The sequence below is a fragment of the bacterium genome, from assembly GCA_026129405.1.
Classification (GTDB): Bacteria; Desulfobacterota; Binatia; order DP-6; family DP-6; genus JAHCID01.
In genome coordinates this window covers 516949-537010 of the sequence record JAHCID010000002.1, presented here as the reverse complement: position 1 = coordinate 537010, position 20062 = coordinate 516949, and the positions used below count along the sequence as shown (strand labels likewise).

The 20062-nt window shown below is 73.0% G+C and carries 16 protein-coding genes and 1 pseudogene; 11 read left to right on the top strand and 6 right to left on the bottom strand.

What is annotated here, in order from left to right; genetic code table 11:
- The first annotated feature begins 91 nt into the window (after positions 1-91).
- The 6 genes from KIT14_10780 (at position 92) to KIT14_10755 (ending at position 5939) form a co-directional block, all read left to right on the top strand.
- Positions 92-772, top strand: coding sequence for an ABC transporter ATP-binding protein (locus KIT14_10780; GenBank protein ID MCW5891023.1), 681 nt, complete (start codon positions 92-94; stop codon positions 770-772).
- Positions 769-1953: an ABC transporter permease gene (locus tag KIT14_10775; GenBank protein MCW5891022.1), complete on the top strand. Its 1185-nt coding sequence runs from the start codon at positions 769-771 to the stop codon at positions 1951-1953. Before KIT14_10780 ends, KIT14_10775 begins: the two co-directional genes overlap by 4 nt.
- 3 nt (positions 1954-1956) lie before the next feature.
- On the top strand, positions 1957-3132 hold the full coding sequence (locus KIT14_10770) for an ABC transporter permease (protein MCW5891021.1): 1176 nt from the start codon (positions 1957-1959) through the stop codon (positions 3130-3132).
- Positions 3129-4325: an efflux RND transporter periplasmic adaptor subunit gene (locus KIT14_10765; GenBank protein MCW5891020.1), complete on the top strand. Its 1197-nt coding sequence runs from the start codon at positions 3129-3131 to the stop codon at positions 4323-4325. Before KIT14_10770 ends, KIT14_10765 begins: the two co-directional genes overlap by 4 nt.
- Before the next feature lie 143 nt (positions 4326-4468).
- Complete coding sequence (locus tag KIT14_10760; GenBank protein MCW5891019.1) at positions 4469-4777, top strand: DUF2934 domain-containing protein; 309 nt, start codon at positions 4469-4471, stop codon at positions 4775-4777.
- 337 nt (positions 4778-5114) lie between these two features.
- Positions 5115-5939 (top strand): alpha/beta hydrolase, encoded by an 825-nt coding sequence (locus KIT14_10755; protein ID MCW5891018.1) that lies wholly within the window; start codon positions 5115-5117, stop codon positions 5937-5939.
- Between the two features lie 45 nt (positions 5940-5984).
- Here the strand turns inward: KIT14_10755 and rpoD are convergent, their stop codons facing one another.
- Positions 5985-7805: an RNA polymerase sigma factor RpoD gene (gene rpoD, locus KIT14_10750; protein MCW5891017.1), complete on the bottom strand. Its 1821-nt coding sequence runs from the start codon at positions 7803-7805 to the stop codon at positions 5985-5987.
- 1152 nt (positions 7806-8957) lie between these two features.
- On the opposite strand from rpoD, the gene KIT14_10745 reads away from it, so the two are divergent.
- Positions 8958-9398 carry a hypothetical protein gene (locus KIT14_10745; protein ID MCW5891016.1) on the top strand — a complete coding sequence of 147 codons (441 nt, stop codon included), beginning with the start codon at positions 8958-8960 and terminating at the stop codon, positions 9396-9398.
- A 681-nt stretch (positions 9399-10079) separates the two neighbouring features.
- Here the strand turns inward: KIT14_10745 and KIT14_10740 are convergent.
- The 3 genes and pseudogenes from KIT14_10740 to KIT14_10730 form a co-directional block, all read right to left on the bottom strand.
- Positions 10080-11177 (bottom strand): annotated as a pseudogene (locus KIT14_10740) (response regulator).
- Positions 11174-11548, bottom strand: coding sequence for a response regulator (locus tag KIT14_10735; GenBank protein ID MCW5891015.1), 375 nt, complete (start codon positions 11546-11548; stop codon positions 11174-11176). Before KIT14_10735 ends, KIT14_10740 begins: the two are co-directional and overlap by 4 nt.
- Entirely contained in the window at positions 11533-13479 is a 1947-nt protein-coding gene (locus KIT14_10730) for a hypothetical protein (protein MCW5891014.1), read from the bottom strand. The genes KIT14_10735 and KIT14_10730 overlap by 16 nt, the downstream gene beginning before the upstream one ends.
- A gap of 126 nt (positions 13480-13605) precedes the next feature.
- Between KIT14_10730 and KIT14_10725 the strand changes: the two genes are divergently transcribed.
- The 4 genes from KIT14_10725 to KIT14_10710 all read left to right on the top strand — a co-directional run bounded on the left by KIT14_10725 (position 13606) and on the right by KIT14_10710 (position 17967).
- Positions 13606-15666: a hypothetical protein gene (locus tag KIT14_10725; protein MCW5891013.1), complete on the top strand. Its 2061-nt coding sequence runs from the start codon at positions 13606-13608 to the stop codon at positions 15664-15666.
- 11 nt (positions 15667-15677) lie between these two features.
- Complete coding sequence (locus KIT14_10720; protein ID MCW5891012.1) at positions 15678-17012, top strand: hypothetical protein; 1335 nt, start codon at positions 15678-15680, stop codon at positions 17010-17012.
- The gene (gene npdG / locus KIT14_10715; protein ID MCW5891011.1) at positions 16939-17598 is read left to right on the top strand and encodes an NADPH-dependent F420 reductase; all 660 of its coding nucleotides are present in this window, start codon (positions 16939-16941) and stop codon (positions 17596-17598) included. Before KIT14_10720 ends, npdG begins: the two co-directional genes overlap by 74 nt.
- A 150-nt stretch (positions 17599-17748) precedes the next feature.
- On the top strand, positions 17749-17967 hold the full coding sequence (locus KIT14_10710; GenBank protein ID MCW5891010.1) for a hypothetical protein: 219 nt from the start codon (positions 17749-17751) through the stop codon (positions 17965-17967).
- Positions 17968-17986: 19 nt separating this feature from the next.
- Here the strand turns inward: KIT14_10710 and KIT14_10705 are convergent, their stop codons facing one another.
- Both KIT14_10705 and KIT14_10700 read right to left on the bottom strand, forming a co-directional pair.
- Positions 17987-19042, bottom strand: coding sequence for an LLM class flavin-dependent oxidoreductase (locus KIT14_10705; GenBank protein MCW5891009.1), 1056 nt, complete (start codon positions 19040-19042; stop codon positions 17987-17989).
- Positions 19043-19062: 20 nt separating this feature from the next.
- Positions 19063-20019, bottom strand: a complete 957-nt coding sequence (locus KIT14_10700; GenBank protein ID MCW5891008.1) for a hypothetical protein — start codon at positions 20017-20019, stop codon at positions 19063-19065.
- Between the last annotated feature and the right edge of the window lie 43 nt (positions 20020-20062).

Below are 20062 nucleotides of genomic sequence, written 5' to 3'. Positions count from 1 at the left end.
TCTTCCGGTATCGGTGGAGACGCGCCGGGACTTGAACCGACGGGACCCGTCCCGCAGAAGCTGTCGCAGCCGCCCCGGCGCCCCACGACGCATGATCGAGGTCGACGACATATCCCGCTCCTATCGGCGCGGCGTGGACGTGGTCCATGCGCTCGATCACGTCACTCTGCACATCCCGGCGGGACGCTTCGTGGCGCTCATGGGTCCGTCGGGCTCCGGCAAGTCGACGCTCCTCAACCTGCTCGCGGGGCTCGATCGCCCGGACGGCGGCGAGGTCACCGTCGCCGGCAAGGCGCTCTCGCAGCTCGACGACGACGCGCTCGCCGCCTGGCGCGCACGCCACGTCGGGCTCGTGTTCCAGTTCTTCAATCTGCTGCCCGTGCTGACGGCGGTCGAGAACGTCGAGCTGCCGCTGCTGCTGACGGACCTGAAGCGCGCCGAGCGGCGCCGGCGTGCCGAGATCGCGCTCGCCGCCGTCGGCGTCCCGCATCGGGCGGATCACCGGCCGCAGCAGCTCTCGGGGGGCGAGCAGCAGCGCGTCGCGATCGCGCGCGCGATCGTCACCGACCCCGACCTGCTCGTCGCCGACGAGCCCACCGGCGACCTCGACGCGAAGAGCGCCGTCGCCATCCTGACGCTGCTGCGCGAGCTGAACCGCGCCTTCCACAAGACGATCGTGATGGTGACGCACGACCATCGCGCCGAGGCGTTCGTCGACGAGGTGATCCGTCTCGACAAGGGCGTGCTCGCCCCCGACGGGGCGGCGGCGTGACCTGGCCCGGGCTCGTCTGGCGCAACCTCTTCCGCCACCCGCTGCGCACGGTGCTGACGATGCTGTCGATCGCGCTGTCGATCTTCCTCGTCTGCGCGGTGCTGTCGCTGCCGGCGGCGCTCGACACCATCCTCGAGAAGGCGGTGTCGAACGTGCGCATCTCGACGCACCACGAGGCCGGGCTCACCTACCTCCTGCCCTACTCCTACCTCGCCAAGGTGCGCCAGGTGCCGCACGTGGCCGCGGTCAACCACTATACCTGGTTCGGCGGCGTCTACGACGAGCCGAAGAACATGTTCCCGCAGTTCGCGGTCGATCCCGAGACCGTGGGCGAGGTGTGGCCCGACTACCAGATTCCACCCGAGGAGCTCGCGGCCTTCCGCAAGACGCGTAACGGCGCGCTCGTCGGCGAGGGCACCATGCGCAAGTTCGGCTGGCGCGTCGGGCAGAACGTCACCCTCGTGCACTCGGCCTGGGGCGTCGACCTCTCGTTCCGCATCGTCGGGGTGATCCATTCGATCACCGGCAACGCCAACGTCATGTGGTTCCAGCACAAGTACCTCGAGGAGTCGCTCGGCCCACGTCCCGGCTTCGAGATGGGCGGGCTGCCGGCCGTCAGCATGATCTGGCTGCGGGCCGAGGGGCCGGAGCACGTCGAGGGCATCATCCGCAGCATCGACGGCATGTTCCGCAACGCCGAGGCGGTGACGGCGTCGGAGACCGAGAAGTCGTTCGTGTCGAACTTCATGGCCTCGTTCCAGAGCTTCGTGCGCGTGATCCTCATCGTCGGCTTCCTCGTGGTCGCGGCGGTGGTGCTGATCGCGGCGAACACGGCGTCGATGGGCGTGCGCGAGCGCATCCCCGAGATCGCGATGCTGAAGAGCCTCGGCTTCGGGCGACGGCCGATCCTCTTCGCGCTGCTCGCCGAGTCGACGTTGCTCGGCTTCGTCGGCGGCATGGCCGGCACGCTCGGGGCATGGTGGCTCTTCAGCGCGCTCGCGGCGGCGGGCAAGACGGGCAACGCCGCGTTCCTGGGGCCGCTCGGCAACTTCACGATGTCGCCGGCGATCCTGCTCCAGGGGCTCGCCATCGCCACCGTGGTGGGACTCGTCGCCGGCGCCGTGCCGGCGTGGACGGGCGCACGGCTGAACGTCGTCGAGGCGTTGCGCCGCCTGGCCTGAGCGATGGCGATCCCGCTCGCGTACACCACCCGCAACCTCGCGGTGCGGCGCTGGACGGTGGCCTTCACCGCCGGCGGCATCGCCCTCGTGGTCGCGGTGACGATGCTGCTCGCCGCCCTCGTCGGCGGCCTCACGCGCATGCTCGTCGCCACCGGCGAGCCCGACAACCTGATCGTCATGCGCAAGGGCTCGACGAGCGACGGCTCGAGTTTCATCACGCGCGACGCGGCCGAGAACGTGCGCGTGATGCCCGGCATCGGGCTCACCGCCGACGGCACGCCGCTGGCGTCGCCCGAGCTCGTCAACCAGCCGTTCCTGCGCACCCGGGAGGGGCTGCGCGAGAACGTGCTCGTCCGCGGCGTCGAGCCGATCGCCTGGGCCGTGCACCGCGACGTACGGCTCGCACAGGGCCGCATCTTCGACCCGCAGCTCGGCGAGGTCGTGATCGGGCGCGGGGTCGCGCTGCGCTACGAGGGGGCCACGCTCGGGAGCACGATCGAGTTCGGACGCCGCCGCTGGACGGTCGTCGGCATCAACGACGCGAACGGCACCGCCTTCGACAGCGAGATCTGGGCCGACGTCCGCGACATCCAGGGCGACACGCGACGGGAGGGCTACTCGGGCATGCGCATCACCGTCGCGCCCGGCGCCGATCGCCAGGCGCTCCAGCGCCGCATCGAGGCCGACGGCCGCTTCACGCTCGAGGCGAAGCCCGAGCAGGACTACTACCGCGAGCAGGCCGAAACGGCGCAGGCCCTCTACGTCCTGGTGCTCTCGCTCGCGAGCGTGATGGCCGTCGGCGCCACGTTCGGCGCCGCCAACACGATGTATGCCGCGGTGGCGGCACGCACGGCGGAGATCGGCACGCTGCGGGCGCTCGGGTTCGGGCGCGGCTCGATCCTCATGGCCTTCCTGCTCGAGTCGGTCCTAATCGCCGGGCTGGGCTTCGCCGCCGGCGTCCTGCTCGCCCTGCTCGCGATCTGGGGCGTCAATACGTTGCTTGCGGGCGTGGCCTTCAGCATGATGACGTTCAGCGTGGCGACCGTCCTCCTCGAGCCTTCGATGGGCGGCGTCCTCACGGCCCTCGGCTTCGCGGTCCTGATCGGCTTCCTCGGCGGGCTGGCCCCGGCCTGGCGCGCGTCCCGGCTCCAGGTCATCGAAGCGCTGCGACACGCATGACGGCAGACGCCCATCCCGAGCTGCGCGAGCAGCTCGCCCAGCTGCGGCTCGAGCGCGGCGACGCGGCCGCACGCGGCCGGCGGCGCTGGCCCTGGGTGATCGGCGCGCTGGTGCTCGTCGCGCTCGGGCTGGCCGCGCTCGCCGGCCGCGGCCGCCCCGTCGCCGTCGAGACGGCCACCGCGAAGACCGTCGCCGCCGAGCGTGGCGGCGCGCCGGCGGTGCCGGTGCTCTCGGGCGCGGGCTACGTGGTCAGCGCCGACCGCTACATCTCGATCGGCGTGCGTGTCGCGGGCCGCATCGACCGCTACGTCGTCGAGGAGGGCGACCACGTGCAGGTCGGCGATCCGCTGGTCGAGCTCGACGCGCGCGAGTACCGCGCCGCGGTCGACCGCGCCGAGGCCAATCTGCGGCTGGCGCGCGCCAACCGCGCCCTCGCCGACGCGCAGCTGCGCCGCGCGCGACCGCTCGGGCAGGGCGGCATCATCTCGCGCGAGGAGCTCGACGTGAAGGAATCCGAGGCGCGCAGCGCCGCGGCGCGCGTCGGCCAGGCGGAGGCCGAGCTCGAGCAGGCACGCGTCGCGCTCGACTACACCGTGCTGCGCGCCCCGCGCAGCGGCGTGATCCTCGCCAAGCTGAAGGAGGTCGGCGAGATCGCCGTCCCCGGCGGCTTCGACGGCTCCGGCGACCTGATCCGCATGGCCAACCTCGCCGACCTGCGCGGGCAGGTCGACGTCACCGAGAGCGAGCTCGCGAAGATCCGCCTCGACCAGCGCGCCGAGGTCGTCCCCGACGCCCTCCCCGACCGCCGCTACGCGGCCCACGTCGTGAAGCTCTACCCGCAGGTCGATCGGCAGAAGGGCACCCTGCGTGTCGAGGTGCAGATCGAGCAGCCCGACGACAAGCTGTGGCCCGACATGAGCGCGCGCATCACCTTCCTCGAGGAGGTGCCGGGCACGGCCGGGCCGAGCGGCGCGGTGCTCGCACCGAAGAGCACGGTGCACACCGACGGCGACGCGCGCTTCGTGTGGGTGGTCGCCGACGGCCGTGCGCGTCGCACGCCGGTGCAGGTCGGCCCCGCCTTCGGCGACGACCTGCAGGTGACGTCGGGCCTCGCCGGCGGCGAGACGCTCGTCGTCGGCGACGTGGCCGCGCTGCACGACGGCCAGGCGGTCACGACCGGCGCCGCGAAGTAGCGTCGCGCCTCGGCGCGGCAGCCGAGGCGGCCGCCAGCGGCGACGTCCGGCCGTAGCCACCGTCGCCACGGCACGGATGCCGAAATGTCGTCGGGCGCTGCGTTCGACACCCGCCGTCACGCCCCTCGCCGGCGGCACGACGGTTGCATCGCCAGGCGACGCGAGGCGGCGTCCGGACGGACCGGTCCAGGGCGCCGGCCGTCCGTGGCGCACGCCGACGACGACACGAGCTGCTGTCGGCCACCCGGACCGGCCGACGCGGGAGAGGTGATGGAGACGATCGACCACAGCCGACGCGACGCGAGCTGGCGTACGACCTCTGGGTCCGGCGCGGCCGGCCCCTGGGCTCTCCCGAAGAGGACTGGCACGCGGCCGAACGCCGCCTGGCCGACGACGATCGCCTGCTCCGCGACTACGCCGGCGGCCTCGTCCTCGAGGCGGCCGAGGGCTGACCACCATGGCGACGACGACCGCTGGTGAGGGGCGCGGCCGGCAACGTCGGCCAGGCCGACGTCGGCCCTCGCTTCGGGCCGAACGCGCCTCGCCCCCGACGTCGCCACCCCGGCGACGTCCGGCTTCTGCCGTGCGGAACGACCGGTCTCTCACCAACGACGCGCCGGACGTATGCTGAGCCGCGCGGCGAACACTCCCACGTACCTCGGCATCGGGAACGATCCGGTGGCCGCCGGACCATCGCCGGTCTTCCCCTACGTCCCGCCCGTGCCCTGAGCACGGCGGACCACCACCCACGAACCACCCCGACAGGACGCGCGCAGGAGGAGCCATCGCATGAGCAGGATCACCACGAAGGACGGGACCGAGATCTTCTACAAGGACTGGGGCAGCGGGCGGCCCATCGTGTTCCATCACGGCTGGCCGCTCAGCGCCGACGACTGGGACGCGCAGATGCTGTACTTCCTCGCCAAGGGGTACCGCGTCATCGCGCACGACCGGCGCGGGCACGGCCGCTCGACGCAGACGGCGACCGGCAACGAGATGGACACCTACGCGGCCGACGTCGACGAGCTCGTGAGCGCTCTCGGGCTCCGCGACGCCATCCACATCGGCCACTCGACGGGCGGCGGCGAGGTGGCGCGCTACGTCGCCCGGTACGGCAAGGGCCGGGTCGCGAAGGCCGTGCTGATCAGCGCCGTGCCGCCGGTCATGGTGAAGTCGGAGAAGAACCCGGGCGGCACGCCGATCGAAACCTTCGACGGCCTCCGCGCTGCGCTCGCCGCGAACCGCGCCCAGTTCTATCTCGACGTCGCGAGCGGCCCGTTCTACGGCTACAACCGCCCCGGGGCGAAGCCGGCCGAGGGCGTGATCCGGAACTGGTGGCGCCAGGGCATGATGGGCGGCGCCAAGGCGCACTACGACTGCATCGCGGCGTTCTCGGAGACCGACTTCACCGAGGACCTGAAGCAGATCGACGTGCCCGTGCTCGTCGTCCACGGCGACGACGACCAGATCGTGCCGATCGCCGACTCCGGGCTTCTGACGGCCAAGCTGGTCAGGAACTGCGAGCTCAAGGTCTACAAGGGGTTCCCGCACGGCGCGTTCACGATCCACGCCGACGTGATAAACTCGGAGATCCTCGCCTTCACCGAAGGCTGACCGGAACGGGCGCCCGCCTCCGACGTCGGCGGCGGGCGCCGCCGGCTACTGCCGGCCGACGAAGGTCTCGAGGACGCGCGAGCGGTTCGGGCTGCGCAGCTTGCGCAGCGCCTTCGCCTCGATCTGGCGGATGCGCTCGCGCGTGACCGCGAAGCGCTGGCCGACCTCTTCGAGCGTGTAGTCGGACTTCTCGCCGATGCCGAAGCGCAGGCGCAGGATCTGCTCCTCGCGCGGCGTCAGCGTCGCCAGCACCTTGCGGGTCTGCTCCTCGAGCGAGAGTGCCATCGCGGCGTCGGCCGGCGACAGCGTCTGCCGGTCCTCGACGAAATCGCCCAGCGAGCTCTCCTCGTCGTCGCCGATCGGCGTCTCGAGGGAGACCGGCTCCTTCACGATCTTCAGCACCTTGCGGACCTTGTCCGCCGGCATCTCCATCTGCTGGGCGATCTCCTCGGCGCTGGGCTCGCGGCCGTACTGCTGCACGAGGTAGCGCGAGGTGCGGATCACCTTGTTGATGGTCTCGATCATGTGGACCGGGATGCGGATCGTGCGCGCCTGGTCGGCGATGGCGCGCGACACCGACTGGCGGATCCACCAGGTGGCGTAGGTCGAGAACTTGTAGCCGCGCTGGTACTCGAACTTCTCGACCGCGCGCATGAGGCCGATGTTCCCCTCCTGGATCAGGTCGAGGAAGCCGAGGCCGCGGTTCGTGTAGCGCTTGGCGATCGAGACGACGAGGCGGAGGTTGGCCTCGATGAGCCGGCGCTTGCCCTCCTGCGCCTTGCTCTCGCCGCGGCGGATCACCATCAGGACCTCGCGCAGCGTCTCGGCCGGCATGCCGAGCTCGTCGGTGACGATCTTGATCTTGCGCCGGGCCTCCTTGATGGTCTCGCCCGCGTCGACGACCTGCGCCGCCGGCGCGTGGAACATGCGGCTGGCCTGGCGCGCGGCGTCCTTCTCCTCGTTCTTGATGCGCTGGGCGAACTTGATCACCTCGCTGCCGGGGTGGCCGAGACGCTCCTCGAGGCGCTTGGTCTCGAACTGCTCGCGGTCGACGATGCGGAAGCCGTCCTTCAGCTTGTCGACCATGCTGGTGACGTGCTTCGGGCCGATCTTGGTCTCGAGCAGGGTCTCGCGCGTCTGCTGCGCGATGACCTCGAGGCGCTTGTCGATCGCGACCTTGCGCGCCTTGGAGGTGCGCGCCTTCTTGCGCTCCGCCTCCAGCTTCTCCTGCTCGCCGGCGAGCCGCTTCAGCTTGCTCACCTGCTTCAGGAACGCGTCGGCGCGCTTGTCCTCGCGCGGACCGGACTCGGCGGTGTCACTCTCGGTCTGCTGCTCTTCGTCGCCGAAGAGATGGCGGGCCTCGATCTCGCCCTGCCGCAGCCGCTCCCCGAGGGTCAGGATGTACTGATGCGCGATGTCGAGGGAGAAGACGGCCTCGCGGACGTCCTTCTCGCCGGCCTCGATCTCCTTCGCGATCGCGACCTCCTCCTCGCGGGTGAGCAGCGGGACGCCGCCCATCTCCTGGAGGTACATCCGCACCGGATCGGCGGTCTCACCGGGGGCCCGCTCGACCTCTTCCTGCTCGGGCTTCTCCTCGCCCCACTCCGCCCCTTCCTGCTTCTCCCCGTCCTCCGCCAGCGCCGTTTCGTCGACCGATTCGGTCTCGACGTCGATCTCGCCGAGCATCGAGACGACGGTGTCGATCTCCTCGGCGCCCCCGCCCTCCGGCGCACCGTCGCCGCCACGCGGCTCCCGGGCCTCACGAGCCTCTCGCCGCGCTGCGGGCGCCGCCGCCGCCGCAGCCCGCGTCGCCGCGGGCCGGGACTCCTTGGCCGAGGTTTTCTTGTCGTTCGAACGCTTTTCCATGCGCATCACGCCACGGGCGGACGGCAGCATGGCGCTGCCGGCACGGCTCGGCCGGGGCCTCTCAACCGATACACGCGAGGCTCGGGCTGGTTCCGCTCAAGTAGTGGAAATCCTGAGGGATACGCAGTCCTGGCGGAGGCGGGTCGGGCGGTATTCAGCGAGCCAGAACGCGATCTCAGGGGGGCGAACCTACTGTCGCACCCCCACACAGTCAAGGAGAAAAGCATTATCCATGGCGTTCTCGCCCGCACCCGAGAGGGCGGAGATACGACGGGAAAGTGAGCCCGGCGCCTTCGACGTGACGTCGCCAGTCGCAAGCGGATATCCATCTTCTCAATGCATTTTCGGATCCCACCCGGGGTGCGCCACTGCCACTACTCCGGGCTCGACCTGGCGCTCGCCAATGGTGCTGTTCGCGGCCCCGAACGCTTCCCGGGGGAGGCCGCCGCGTTCGTGCTCGCCCACCCCGACGGACGGATCGACGGACGCGGCACGCGCGCTTCGTCGCCTGCTCGCGGCGGCCGCCGCCGTGGTCGCCGCCCGCCGCTTCCCGCGTCAGGTCACGTTGCTCGTCGTATGCTGCGATCGCCGTCGGCCGCGTCGGCCTGGAGCTCGCCGTCTCCACCGAGCCGCGCTACCACTACCAGGGCTCGCTGCTCTGCGCGCTGCTGCTGACGTTGGCCACGGCTGCGCTGCGCATCTCCACCTGGGTCGCCGCGCTGCTGCTGGTCGCATGCCCGATCCGTGCCGGAACGACGAGCCCGAGCACGTTGCGCCCGAGCGTCGACGCCGAGCTCGCGGCTCTGTACGCCGAAGTGCGCGCGAGGCCCGGGACGATGGCGCTCCTGCCGAACGCACCCTTCAGGCCGGCCGCGGTGGCGCTGCGCGCGCCGGAGGGACGGTTTCCCGGCCGTGCGGCCGCCTTCGTCCTGCACCATCCGGATGGCACGCTCGACGGCGGCGGATGCTCTTCGTCGCGGAGAGCTGGGAGCAGTATCACGCCGCGATCGCCGGCGGCGGTCCCATCACGCGGGTGCTGGCGCCGCCGGGAACGACCACCCGACGCAGCGCTCCGGTCACACGGCCACCTTTCGCGACCAAATGACCTCGTCGAGTTGACGGGCCGCACCGCGCTGGCTCAAAAGGGCGGTCATGCAACCGGCTCTGGTGGCTGCGGTCCTGCTGACGCTCGTTTCGGTGGCACACGCAAAGGTGTGGAAAGGCACCTTGACGACGGCCGAAGGCTCGACGCGGGTAACGGTGATCGGCCTGCTGGTCGGATCGGGAGATCGGATCGACGGCCGCTGGTACTGCCGTGGCTCCGTGTGTCCCGTCAAAGGCGCGAAGATCCGTTTCAAGTGCGCCGGGGGCGGGTTCGGAGTCTCGCCCACGACGGAAGGAATCCTCTGGACGGGACGCCGCAAGTCTCCGCGCCGGAAGTGGCAGCTCGCCAACCCGGCCCCGTGCGAGGTGCTGTTTCCGACCATCCAGGCGACGCTCTTCCTGGCCGACGGGAACCAGGGTCTCGTGAGCCTCAAACCTGGCCCCGCGAGTCCGAGCGGTGCCTTCCTCGACATGGACCTCGACGAGTAGCGCCGGTTCACGCCGCTTCGCCGAGATGCAGCTTCGCCCCGGCGGAGGGCTCTCGGTGGCGTCGCGTACCGCTCACGAGCGCCAGAGCGACCGCGACGCGTCGGGCGGCCGGTAGACGCAGAACGCCCCGGTACGGATCGACGCTTCGAGGTAGCGCTCGAGGGCCGGATGGTGGACGCGGATGCGCTTCAGCGCGTCGGTGATCGCCCGCGTGACCGCCACCCGTCCGCGCTCGGTCGCGCTCGCCGCACGGCGATCGCGGCCTCCCAGACCGACGGCGCTCGCCAGCTGGTGCGACAGCGCGTCGATCTCCGCGCGCGCCGCCGCCGTGCGATCGACGTCGGCGAGCGCCTCTGCCTCGCTCAGCTCGGCGCGCAGGTCGAGCAGGCGGGCGCGATAGGCGGCCTTGGCCGCCTCGTCGAGCATCGGCCCTGCGTCGCCGAGCGTGGCCCCCGGCCGCTCGGGCGCCTCACCGCGGGCGAGGGCGACCAGGTCGAGGACGTGCACGCTCTCGTCGGGATGGCCGAGCAGATGGGCGAGGTAGCGGAGCCCCTTGGTGTCGCGCAGCCGGCACGCGACGCCGTCGAACTGGACGGTCCAGTACTCGCCCTCGCGGCGGAAGATGCGTGCGCTCGGATCGTCGGCACCGGCCGGCGCGGCGCCGTCCCCCGACGCCGCCCGCAGCAGCCGGAACGCCGTCACGGGCCGCGGGAACCCACGCAGGGTGAGCGCTCCCGTCGGCTCGGCGTCGACGAGCGACTCGACGTCGGCCAGCGCGCGCTGCGCCAGCAGGATATCCCCGGGATGCGCCGCCTCCGACAGCCGGGCCGCGAGCTGCGTCACGGCGCCCACCGCGGCGTAGTCGGAGCGCGCGTCGAGGCCGATCGCCCCGAGCGTCGCGTAGCCCTGGGCCACGCCGATGCCGACGTGCAGCTGGATGCCACGTCGCGCCCAGCGGCTCGCGAGCGCCCCACCGGCTTCGCGCAGCGCGAGCGCGAGCGCCACCCCACGCTCGGCTGCGTCGGGCTGCTCCAGGGGGTCGTTGAAGAAGGCCGTGAGGCCGTCGCCGGTGAAGCGTTCGAGCGTGCCTTCGTGCGCGAGCACGAGGCCGCCGAGCGCGTCGTGGTAGCTCTGCAGGACGGCGAGCAGGTCCTCCGGCGCCGCACCGTCGGCGAACGCCGTGAAGCCGCGCAGCTCGAGCGCCACGACGACGATCTCGCGCCGATGGCTGCCGAGCGGATCGTCCGTCCCGCCGCGCAGCACCAGCTCCGCCACCTCGGGCGGCAGGAAGCGCTTCAGCTGCCCGAGCCGCGCGAGCTCCCCCAGCTGCGTCTCCACGCGGCGCTCGAGCCGCTCGTTCCACTCCCGCAGCTGGCGCGCCTGATCGTCGATGGTGTCGTAGAGCCGCTTGATGCGCAGCAGCGAGCGCACGCGCGCCAGCAGCTCGGGGCGACTGATCGGCTTGGTGACGAAATCGTCGGCGCCGGCGTCGAGGCCGCGCACCCGCTCCTCGGGCGCGTCGAGCGCCGTCACCAGCACGACGGGCACCCAGCGCGTCGCCGGGTTCTCGCGCACGGCGCGGCAGACGTCGTAGCCGCTCAGGCCGGGCATCAGGACGTCGAGCAGGACGAGGTCGACGCCGCCCTCGGCGATGCGTGCGAGGGCCTCGTCCCCGCTGGTCGCGGCCGTCACCGCGTAGCCCGAGACCTCCAGCAGATCGACGAGGAGCCGCAGGTTCGCCGGCGTGTCGTCGACCACGAGGACGTGTGCCGGCGTCATCCCGGCGCGACCATGCGCTCGACCAGTGCGACCAGCGCCTTCACGTCGATCGGCTTGTCGTGGTGGCCGTCGAAGCCCGCGGCCCGGACCTGGGGGCGCGCCGCGGAGGTCGCCGACGCCGTCACCGCGACCACCGGGATGGCGCGCGTCGCCGGATCGGCCCGCAAGAGCCGCAGCGCCGCGATGCCGTCCAGGCGCGGCAGCTGGAGGTCCATGAGGATGAGACTCGGGCCGAGCGTCTTCGCGAGCCGCACGCCCTCGTCGCCCGCCGTCGCCTCGGCGGTGCGAAAGCCGCGGTACTCGAGGACGTCGCGCACGAGCCGGCGGCTCCTGGGGTCGTCCTCGACGATGAGGATCAGCTCACCGGCCACGCGCGCTCCGGCAGATCGAAGGTGAAGGTCGCGCCGCGGCCGGGCGCGCTGTCGACGCGCAGCCGCCCGCCGTGCAGCTCGACCATCTGCTTGGCGACCGCGAGGCCGAGGCCGGTCCCCTCGCCGTTGGCCGTGCCGTTGCCGCTGCGCACCTGGTGAAACGCCTCGAAGATCGCTGCCTGCTCCGCCGGCGGGATGCCGACGCCGGTGTCCTGCACGGCGATCTCCACCCGATCCGCGCGGCGGCGCGCGCAGACGTCGACGGCGCCGCCGTCGGGCGTGAACTTGATCGCGTTCGACAGGAGGTTCACCAGCACCTGCTTCACCTTGCGCTCGTCCGCGACGTACGCGCCCACGCCGTCGTCGACGTGCGTCGCCAGCCTGATGCGCTGCCGATGCGCGCGCTCGCGCACCAGCGTCACCGCGTTCTCGACCGCCGCCGACAGGTCGAAGCGTGACAGCTCGAGCTCCATTCGACCGGCCTCGATCTTCGAGAGGTCGAGGATGTCGTTGATGAGCGACAGCAGGTGCCGCCCCGAGCCGTGGATCTCGTCGACGTACTGCGCCTGCTTCGCATTGAGCTCGCCGAACATGCGCGCAGCGAGGACGTCGGAGAAGCCGATGATCGCGTTGAGCGGCGTGCGCAGCTCGTGCGACATGCGCGCCAGGAACTCCGACTTGTGCCGATTCGCGCGGGCGAGGTCGGCGGTGCGCTCGTCGATGCGGCGCTCGAGACCGCGGTTGAGATCCCGGACCTCGTGCATGCTCGCCGCGAGCTCGGCGTTGAGCACGTTCACCCGATCCGCCAGCCCGAGCGAGAGCGTGACCGCGCTCGACAGGACCAGCAGCTCGAAGGCGCGGTCGGTGACGGCGTTGCTCGGCGCGAGGCCGTAGCCGCGCAGCGCCCAGACGAAGAGCGCCGCGATCGTCACCGTCCAGGTGAGCAGATAGTAGCGCGCCGGACGATACCCGGCGCGCCACGCACGATAGCCGCTCACCAGCAGCAGCACCGACCCCGTGAGGCCGACGGCGCCGCCGATGGGGATGAACGAGCGCACGTCGCCGAAGAGCGGCCAGACGAGAAACACCGCGCCGATCGCGGCGAACACGAGCAGCAGGCGGTCGAGACCCGGCGCGTGGCGCCGCGTATCGAGGAAGCTGCGCGCGAACACGGCCGACAGCGTGAAGGCGAGGCTCGCCGCGAGGTGCACCGACCACGACGCCCACGCCGGCGACCGCGGCCACAGGTACTGCGTCGCGAATCCCGCGACGGCGGCGTGGTAGAAGCCCCACGCCGCGATCAGGAGGACGTACAGGAGGTAGCTGCGGTCGCGCAGCGTGGCCCACAGGGCCAGGTTGTAGGCCACCAGGATCGCGACCACGCCGTAGAACGCGCCGTACGCGAAGGCCTCGGCCCGTCGCTTGGCGTCGAAGGCGGCGGGCGCCCACGACGTCAGCGGCAGCAGCATGGTGTCCTCGCCGCGGACGCGGAGGTACGCCGTCGTCGGGCCGGCGAGGCGGAACGTCGGGTTGCGGTAGTCGACCTCACGCTCGACGAAGGCATGGTGGTCCCCGGCACGGTGCTCGGTGAAGCCGCCGCCGGGCGCCGGCACGTAGAGGCGCACGTCGTCGACCGGTGCCCACGCGACCTCGAGGAGACGCTCGCCGCCGCCCGCCCCGGCCGGCCATGGGATGCGCACCCACCACGTCGAGCTGGTGAGCCCGAGGTTCGGCACGTCCGCGGTCGCAGCCACGAACTGCGCCGCCGCGGCGGGTGCGGTCACGTCGTCGATGGTCAGGACGCCGCTCCGATCCTCGAGCAGCGCGATGGCGGCGCCCCCGAGACGCAGGGCCGGTGTCTCCGCGGCGGCCGTCCGCTGTGCGACCGCCGCGAGGCCGACCGCGAGCACGGCGACGCACCATGACGACACGGGCGAGCATCCGCGAAAGCCGCTGCCGTGGTCAACCACACCGCATCCGCCGCGTGCCGGCACCCATGCTCCGAAGGCGTGAGCCTCGACCGAACGACGTGCGGTCCGATCTCACGCCCCCGACGTGTGACGACCACGGTCCGCACCGGCGCTGCCACCGTGGGGCTGCTGCTCCTCTTCGTTCTCGTCTGCGTCGCCGTGCCGGAACCGGGGTGGCCGGCGGCGAAGAAGCCGTGCGCGCGGCTCTGCCGCGAGCCGGTGGCCGCGTGCCGGCAACAGGTCGTCGCGGCGCACGCGTGCACGACGCTCCGGGGCTCGGCACGACGCGCCTGCCGGCGGGCGCAGCGGCCCGAGCGCAAGCGCTGCCGGCGGCTCCTGCTGACGGCGTGCCGCGCCGATCCGGCGTCCGATCGCTGCCTGGCCGACGGCCGGGCGCCCGTCGACACCCCGAGCGCCTGGGAGGCCGTCCTCGCCGACGTCGAGCGCGCCGGCGTCGTCACCGTCGACACCGCGCGCGCCGCATTCGCGCTGCTCGTCGCTCCGCTGCCCGGCGTGCCCACGCCGCCGGGTGCTACCGCGGGGACGGCGGCAGCCGTCGGCCACGACACCGGCGACGTCGGCGGCTGTGCCGCGCTGCGCTGGATCCGGGCCTTCCGCGACCAGCTGACGCCGGAGCAGCGCGACGCCGTCGACGCGGCGCTGGCCCGGGCGACCGCCGTGCCCGCGCCCGCGGCGACGCCCGCCGCCGACACGACACGCGACGCCGCGTCCGACGCCATGCGCTTCCGCAGGCTGGTCGACGACGCCGTCGCCGCCATCGGCGCGCGGCTCGGCGTCCCGCTCGCCGTCCCGATCGAGGTCGTGTTCATGGAGCCGGCGAAGCCGGGCGCCCCGGCGGCACTCGAGGCGCTCGACGCGGCCGGGGACGCGGCCGGACCACTCGCCCGCTGCCGGCTCTACGTCGCGGCGCGCGCGCGCGTCGATCCCGACGCGGCCACGGTGCGCGGCACGATCACGCACGAGGTCTTCCACTGCTTCCAGGCGCAGCTCGCAGGGCTCGCGCGCTACGTCGACGTCACGGCGCCGCAGTGGCTCGACGAAGGCGGCGCGAACTGGGTGGCGGCCGACGTCGTCGGCATCTACGCCGGCGTCGACTCCACCTGGGCGGACTGGTTCCGCAAGCCGGCGGTGCCGCTCGACCGGCGCACCTACTCGGGCATGGGCGTCTTCGCCGAAGCCGCGTGGCTCGGCGCGAAGCCGTGGGCGCTGTTTCCGACGCTGACCCGCGCGACGACGCACGGGGCCGCGTTCGGCGTGCTGTCGGCGCCGGTCGCCGTCCGCCTCCAGCGCAGCTGGGCGGCGTCGCTGCTGCGCCTGCCGGCGCGCGGCGCCGAGTGGGACGTGCAGGGCGGCGGCGTGCCCGGCCACGCCCTCGTGCCGCCCGAGACGACGCTGCCCGAAGGCGACGTCGAGGCCGTGGACGTCGCCCCGTACGCGGCGAGCGCGCTGCGTCTCACGGCGGCGGCGCCGAACCTCCTCGTCGACGTGGCCGGCGGCAACGTGCGCCTCGCCGACGCCGCGGGCCGGGACCTCGTCGCGCCCGCAGGGACGCTGCTCTGCACCGCGCCGCCGTGCACCTGCCCGAGCGGCGCACCGCCGCCGGGGACGACGCTCGACGTGCGCCTGCCGCTCGACGTCGCCGTCACCGGCTGGAGCACCGGCGCCCGCGGCGCGCTCACCGGCCTCTCGGTGGCCGAGCGCTGCCGGTACGATCCGACCAACGCCACCGGCTTCTGCCGCGCGCTGCAGCCGCTCACGACGCTCGGCCCCGCGCTCGCGACGGCGCTCCTCGAGGGCACGCCCGCCGACCTGCGTGCGGCGTGGGGGCCGTGGAAGGACACGATCGTCCTCGCGGCACCGGTGCCGGCGCCGATCGCCGCCGCCTGGGCCGGCGTGGTCAGGGCCTACGGCGACGTCACCACGGCCTACTACGAGGCCATCGGCTACGACATCGTCGACGCGCTCGTCTGCGAGGAGGGCGAGAGCGCCGAGGAGTGCGCGTACGAGATCACGCTCTCCGAAGCCTACGCCGAGGCGATCGCCGACCGCCACGGCGATCTCGTCGCCGCCGACGCCTACCTGCGCGAGGTCTGCGGCTTCCCGCTCGCGCTCGAGTTCGACTTCTGACGGAGCCTGTCATGTACGGACGATCGCTGCTGTCCCGCGCTGCCCTGGCGCTGGTCCTCCTGCTCGCGGCGCCGCCGCCCGCCCCGGCCATCGTGTTCTACTCGTCGCAGATCGGCTGGCGCTTCGCGTCCACCCCGGGCCGCGTCGACGAGGGGTTCGACTTCAAGCTCAACCGTCTCGAGCCGACGACGGTCGGCGTCCGCGGGCTGCTCCTCTCGCGTCGCGGCGCCCTCTGCCCCGCGCCCGGCACGCCGGACTTCCTGTGCGCCGAGGCGTTCAGCAAGGCCGGCAGCGTAGGCGGCCGGCTCACGCTCCACTCGTCGACCCGGCTCGTGCGCGCGGCGGCGACCGGCCTCGGGGCCGCCGTGGATGCGGTCTACGCCGACACCACGGTCGAGATCGTGCAGCTGGGCGCGGTCGGCGTCACGCCGCCGATCGCGATCGCCTACATCGTCTTCGGCCTCCACGGGACGGCGTCGACGAGCGCCTCCGACCCGTCGGTCACCGCCCTGGCGTTCTCGTCTGCACGCCTCGACGGCGCCGGCGTGCAGTGCGTCGGCACGATCTGCGAGCCGGTGCGCCGGCAGAACTGGACGCCGCAGTCCCTGCGTCTCAACCTGCGCACCGACGTCATCGTCGCGGCGCCGGACGGGCTACCCTTCGCCGCCGAGGTCGTCGCCGACTTCGCCGACACGTTCGAGCTGCTGGCGATCGCGCTGCACGACGAGAACGACGAGCCCATTCCGGGCGCCGCCGTGGTGGTGACCGACGGCGACGGCGCGACGCTGTTCACGATCCCGAGCACGGTCGAGACCACGACCAGCACCACCCTGCCCGGCGACACCACCACGACCACGTCCACCACCACCCCCGGCGGCGACCCCACCACGACGACCACGACGCCGCCGAGCGGCTGCCCGACCGGCGCCACGTTCGGGTCGATCGCCTGCCGCCTCGACGCCCTCGAGGCGCTGCTCCCGTCCGGCGCGGGCAACCTCGGGGCGAAGCTCCTCGCCCGCGTCACCGCGGCCAGGACGGCGTTGGCGACCGCCCAGGCCGGCGGCGCCCCGGGACGGATCGGCAAGGCGCTCAAGAAGGTGCGCAAGGCGCTGGCCGCCTTCGGCCGGACGCTGCGCACGCGCAAGGCGCAGCGCCTCGTGCCGGAGCCGGCGCGCACGCAGCTGCGCGATGCCGGCGCGGCGCTGATCGCCGACGTGCGTGCCCTCGCGAGGCTGGACGTGGCCGACAAACAGGGCGAAGGTGCGGCCCCACATGAGCATCGCACTTCTCGGTGGGACGGGGGCCCTGGGCCTCGGGCTCGGGATGCGTTGGGCCGCGGCCGGTGAGCCGCTGGTGATCGGATCGCGCTCGGCCGAGCGGGCCGAGGCGGCGGCGGCGAGCATCCGCGCCGCCGTCCCGGGCGCGACGGTCAGCGGCGCCCCGAACGACCAGGCGGCCGCGGCGGGCGACCCCGTCGTCCTCTGCGTCCCGTTCGAGGGCCTCGCCGAGCTGATCACGGCGCTGCGGCCGGCGCTCGCGGGCAAGGTGGTGGTCGACGCCATCGTGCCGCTCGCCTTCGCGAAGAGGTTCTGCGGCCTCGAGACCATCGCCGGCGCCGCCTCGGTGAGCGAGTGGCTCCAGACGGCGCTGCCCGACGCCAGGGTCGTGAGCGCCTTCAAGAACCTCCCCGCCGGCGCCCTCCAGGACCTCGCCCAGACGCTCTCCACCGACGCCCTCCTCTGCGGCGACGACAAAGAGGCGCGCGACCGCGTCGCCGCCCTCACCGCCCGTATCCCCGGGCTGCACCCGCTCGACGCCGGCGACCTGCGCAACGCCCGCTACCTCGAGGCGCTCACCGCGCTGCTCGTCAACCTGAACCGCCGCCACGGCGGGCACGGCGCCATGCGGGTCGAGGGGCTCGGCAAGCACTGACCGCCCATCGGGTCCTGCGGGGCGTGCAGTGCCTGCATTGCAGCCAGGCCGCCGCCTCCCCGTCCCGACCCTGACGAATCGCGGGGTTGGCGCGCCCAGCCCACTGGCACGCCGCGTGCGTATCGAGCCTCCCAACAGGAGGACGCCTCGATGCTGCCGTTCGGACTACCCCCCGTCGCCCCCGCCCTGACGCTGGCCGAGCTGCTCGGCCCGCTCGCCCCCCTCAGCCTGATCCCGGTCGTGGTCGGCCTCGCCGTGATCCTGGGGATGCTCGCGCTGCGGCCGCTCGCCGGCCGCGGCCTGCGGGCGCCCCAGCCGACGACGCGGCTCCGCCCCGGAACGCCCGCGCCGCTGCGGCCCGCGGCGTGAGCCGTCCGACGGACGACGCTCAGTACCGCGCGACCACCTGCTCGGCGAAATCGCGCATCTGGCGCGCGGGGTCGTCGGTCGGCTGGATCGCGAAGTGCGACAGCCCCGCCGCCTCGAGCGCGCGCACGCGCGCGATCACCGCGTCGGGCTCGCCGATGATCGCGGCCAGCTCCGCCAGCTCGGGCACGACGTACTCGCGCTCGTCGGGGCGCGCGTAGACGAGATGCCCCTCGTGCAGCAGGAGATGGCGCGTCGGCCCGGGCAGCGCCTCGGCCCATGCCTGGTAGCGCTCGACGAGCGGCTGCACCGACGCGGAGAGCGGCAGCGGCGCCGACTTCCACTCCACCTGCACGTGCAGCAGGTTGGTGACGAACGGCGCCGCTGCGGACAGCACTCGCTCCGAGGCGCTGGTCTCGCCCGGTGCCAGCACGACGGTCGGGAAGATGCCCTTCGACGGGATGCCCGCCACGTCGCGGCCGGCGCGCGCGGCGCTCTCGGCGATCGCGGCCCGCTGGAAGGCGAGCACGTCGGGCCCGACGCCCCAGGTGAGATGCGCGTCGGCCTCCTCGCCGCAGAGCGCCAGCGCCTTCGGCAGCAGCGCCGAGAGCGTGATCGGGATCGGATCGTGGAGGTTCAGGAAGCCGCGGTCGCGATGCAGGAAGCGCACCGGGTACGCCCCGCCCTCGATCTCGAGCACGGCGGTGTCGCCCGCGAGCAACGCGCGGATCGCGCGCATCTCGCGGCGCAGCGTCGCGAGCCGCATCGGCGGTAGCCCCATCGTGTAGCGGGCGGTGTTGCCCGCCCCGATGCCCAGCTCGACGCGCCCGGGCGCCAGCTGCGCGACCGTGGCGATGGCATGGGCGATCACCGGCGCGAGGCGCGTCGTCGGCACGGCGACGCCGGTGCCGAGGCGGATGCGCGACGTCCGCATCGCCGCGACGGCCATGGTCGCGTAGACGTCGGAGTACAGCATCTGCGAGTCGTAGAACCACGCCTGCGTGAAGCCGAGCTCCTCGGCCAGGGCAACCAGGGCGTGATCGCCCACGCGAGCGGGCAGCGCGACGCCGAACTCCATGTCGCCCTCCTACTCGGGCTTCAGGCGTCGAGGAAGACCTCGCGGAAGCGCGGCATGACGCGCGCCGGCGTGAAGTCGCGGAAGGCGTTCCAGTCGTGCGCGGGGCGCGGCTCGAACGCCGCGAGCCGGAGCGCGAGGTCGGCGGCGGACTCGTAGCGCAGCGCCCGCGCGCCGAGCAGGTCGAGATGCGCCTGCTCCGGCACCCAGCGACTGTCCGCGTAGGTGAACACCGGCCGGTTGCACGCGGAGAACTCCGCGATCGCCAGCCCGAAGCACTCGCCGCGCAGCCGGGCGTGCAGCATGGCGTCGCAGGTGGCGACGAAGCGCCACTTGCGCGCGATGTCGCGGGTCGCCGGCAGGTGCACGACGTTGCGCCGCGGGGCGCAGAACGGGGCGGTGTTGAGGAAGACGAACCAGACGTCCGGACGCGTCGCCGCCGTCTCCGCCACGACGCGCTGGACGAAGGGGATGTCGAACGCGTCCGGCCCGCCGTGGCGGCCGAAGACGATGGCGTCGCGCGGGATGCCGAGCTCGTCGCGCAGATCGCCGTCGGGCGGCGGCACGTCGACGATCAGCGGCACCCACGGCTGGCGGCCGCCGCTCACCACGCGCGAGAGCCACGGCGAGATGTAGGCGTAGGCGTCGCCGTGCGGCTCGTGGAAGGTGAACACGGCGTGGACGGCGGTGCGGCAGCCGCCGGCGACGATCCCGTCCCGTTGCCCGGTCTTGATCGTATAGAGGCAATCGACGCGCTCGCGCTCGAGGATGCGCTCGGCGGCCGCGAACGCGCCCTCGTAGAGGAACACCGGGAAACGCGCCTGGAAGCGGGCGAGGTCGTCGTGGACGACGCCCGCCGGCGCCACGACGATCGACCGGTTGCCGAGCAGCGCCTCGTTCCAGTGGGCGAAGTCGTAGAGGGCGACGTCGGTGCCGCGCAATCCGAGCTGCCCCGACCAGAAGGCGACCGTACGAGCCATCGGCGCGAAAGCACGCCGCGTGCCCGGCGCGTGCCCCGCGGGG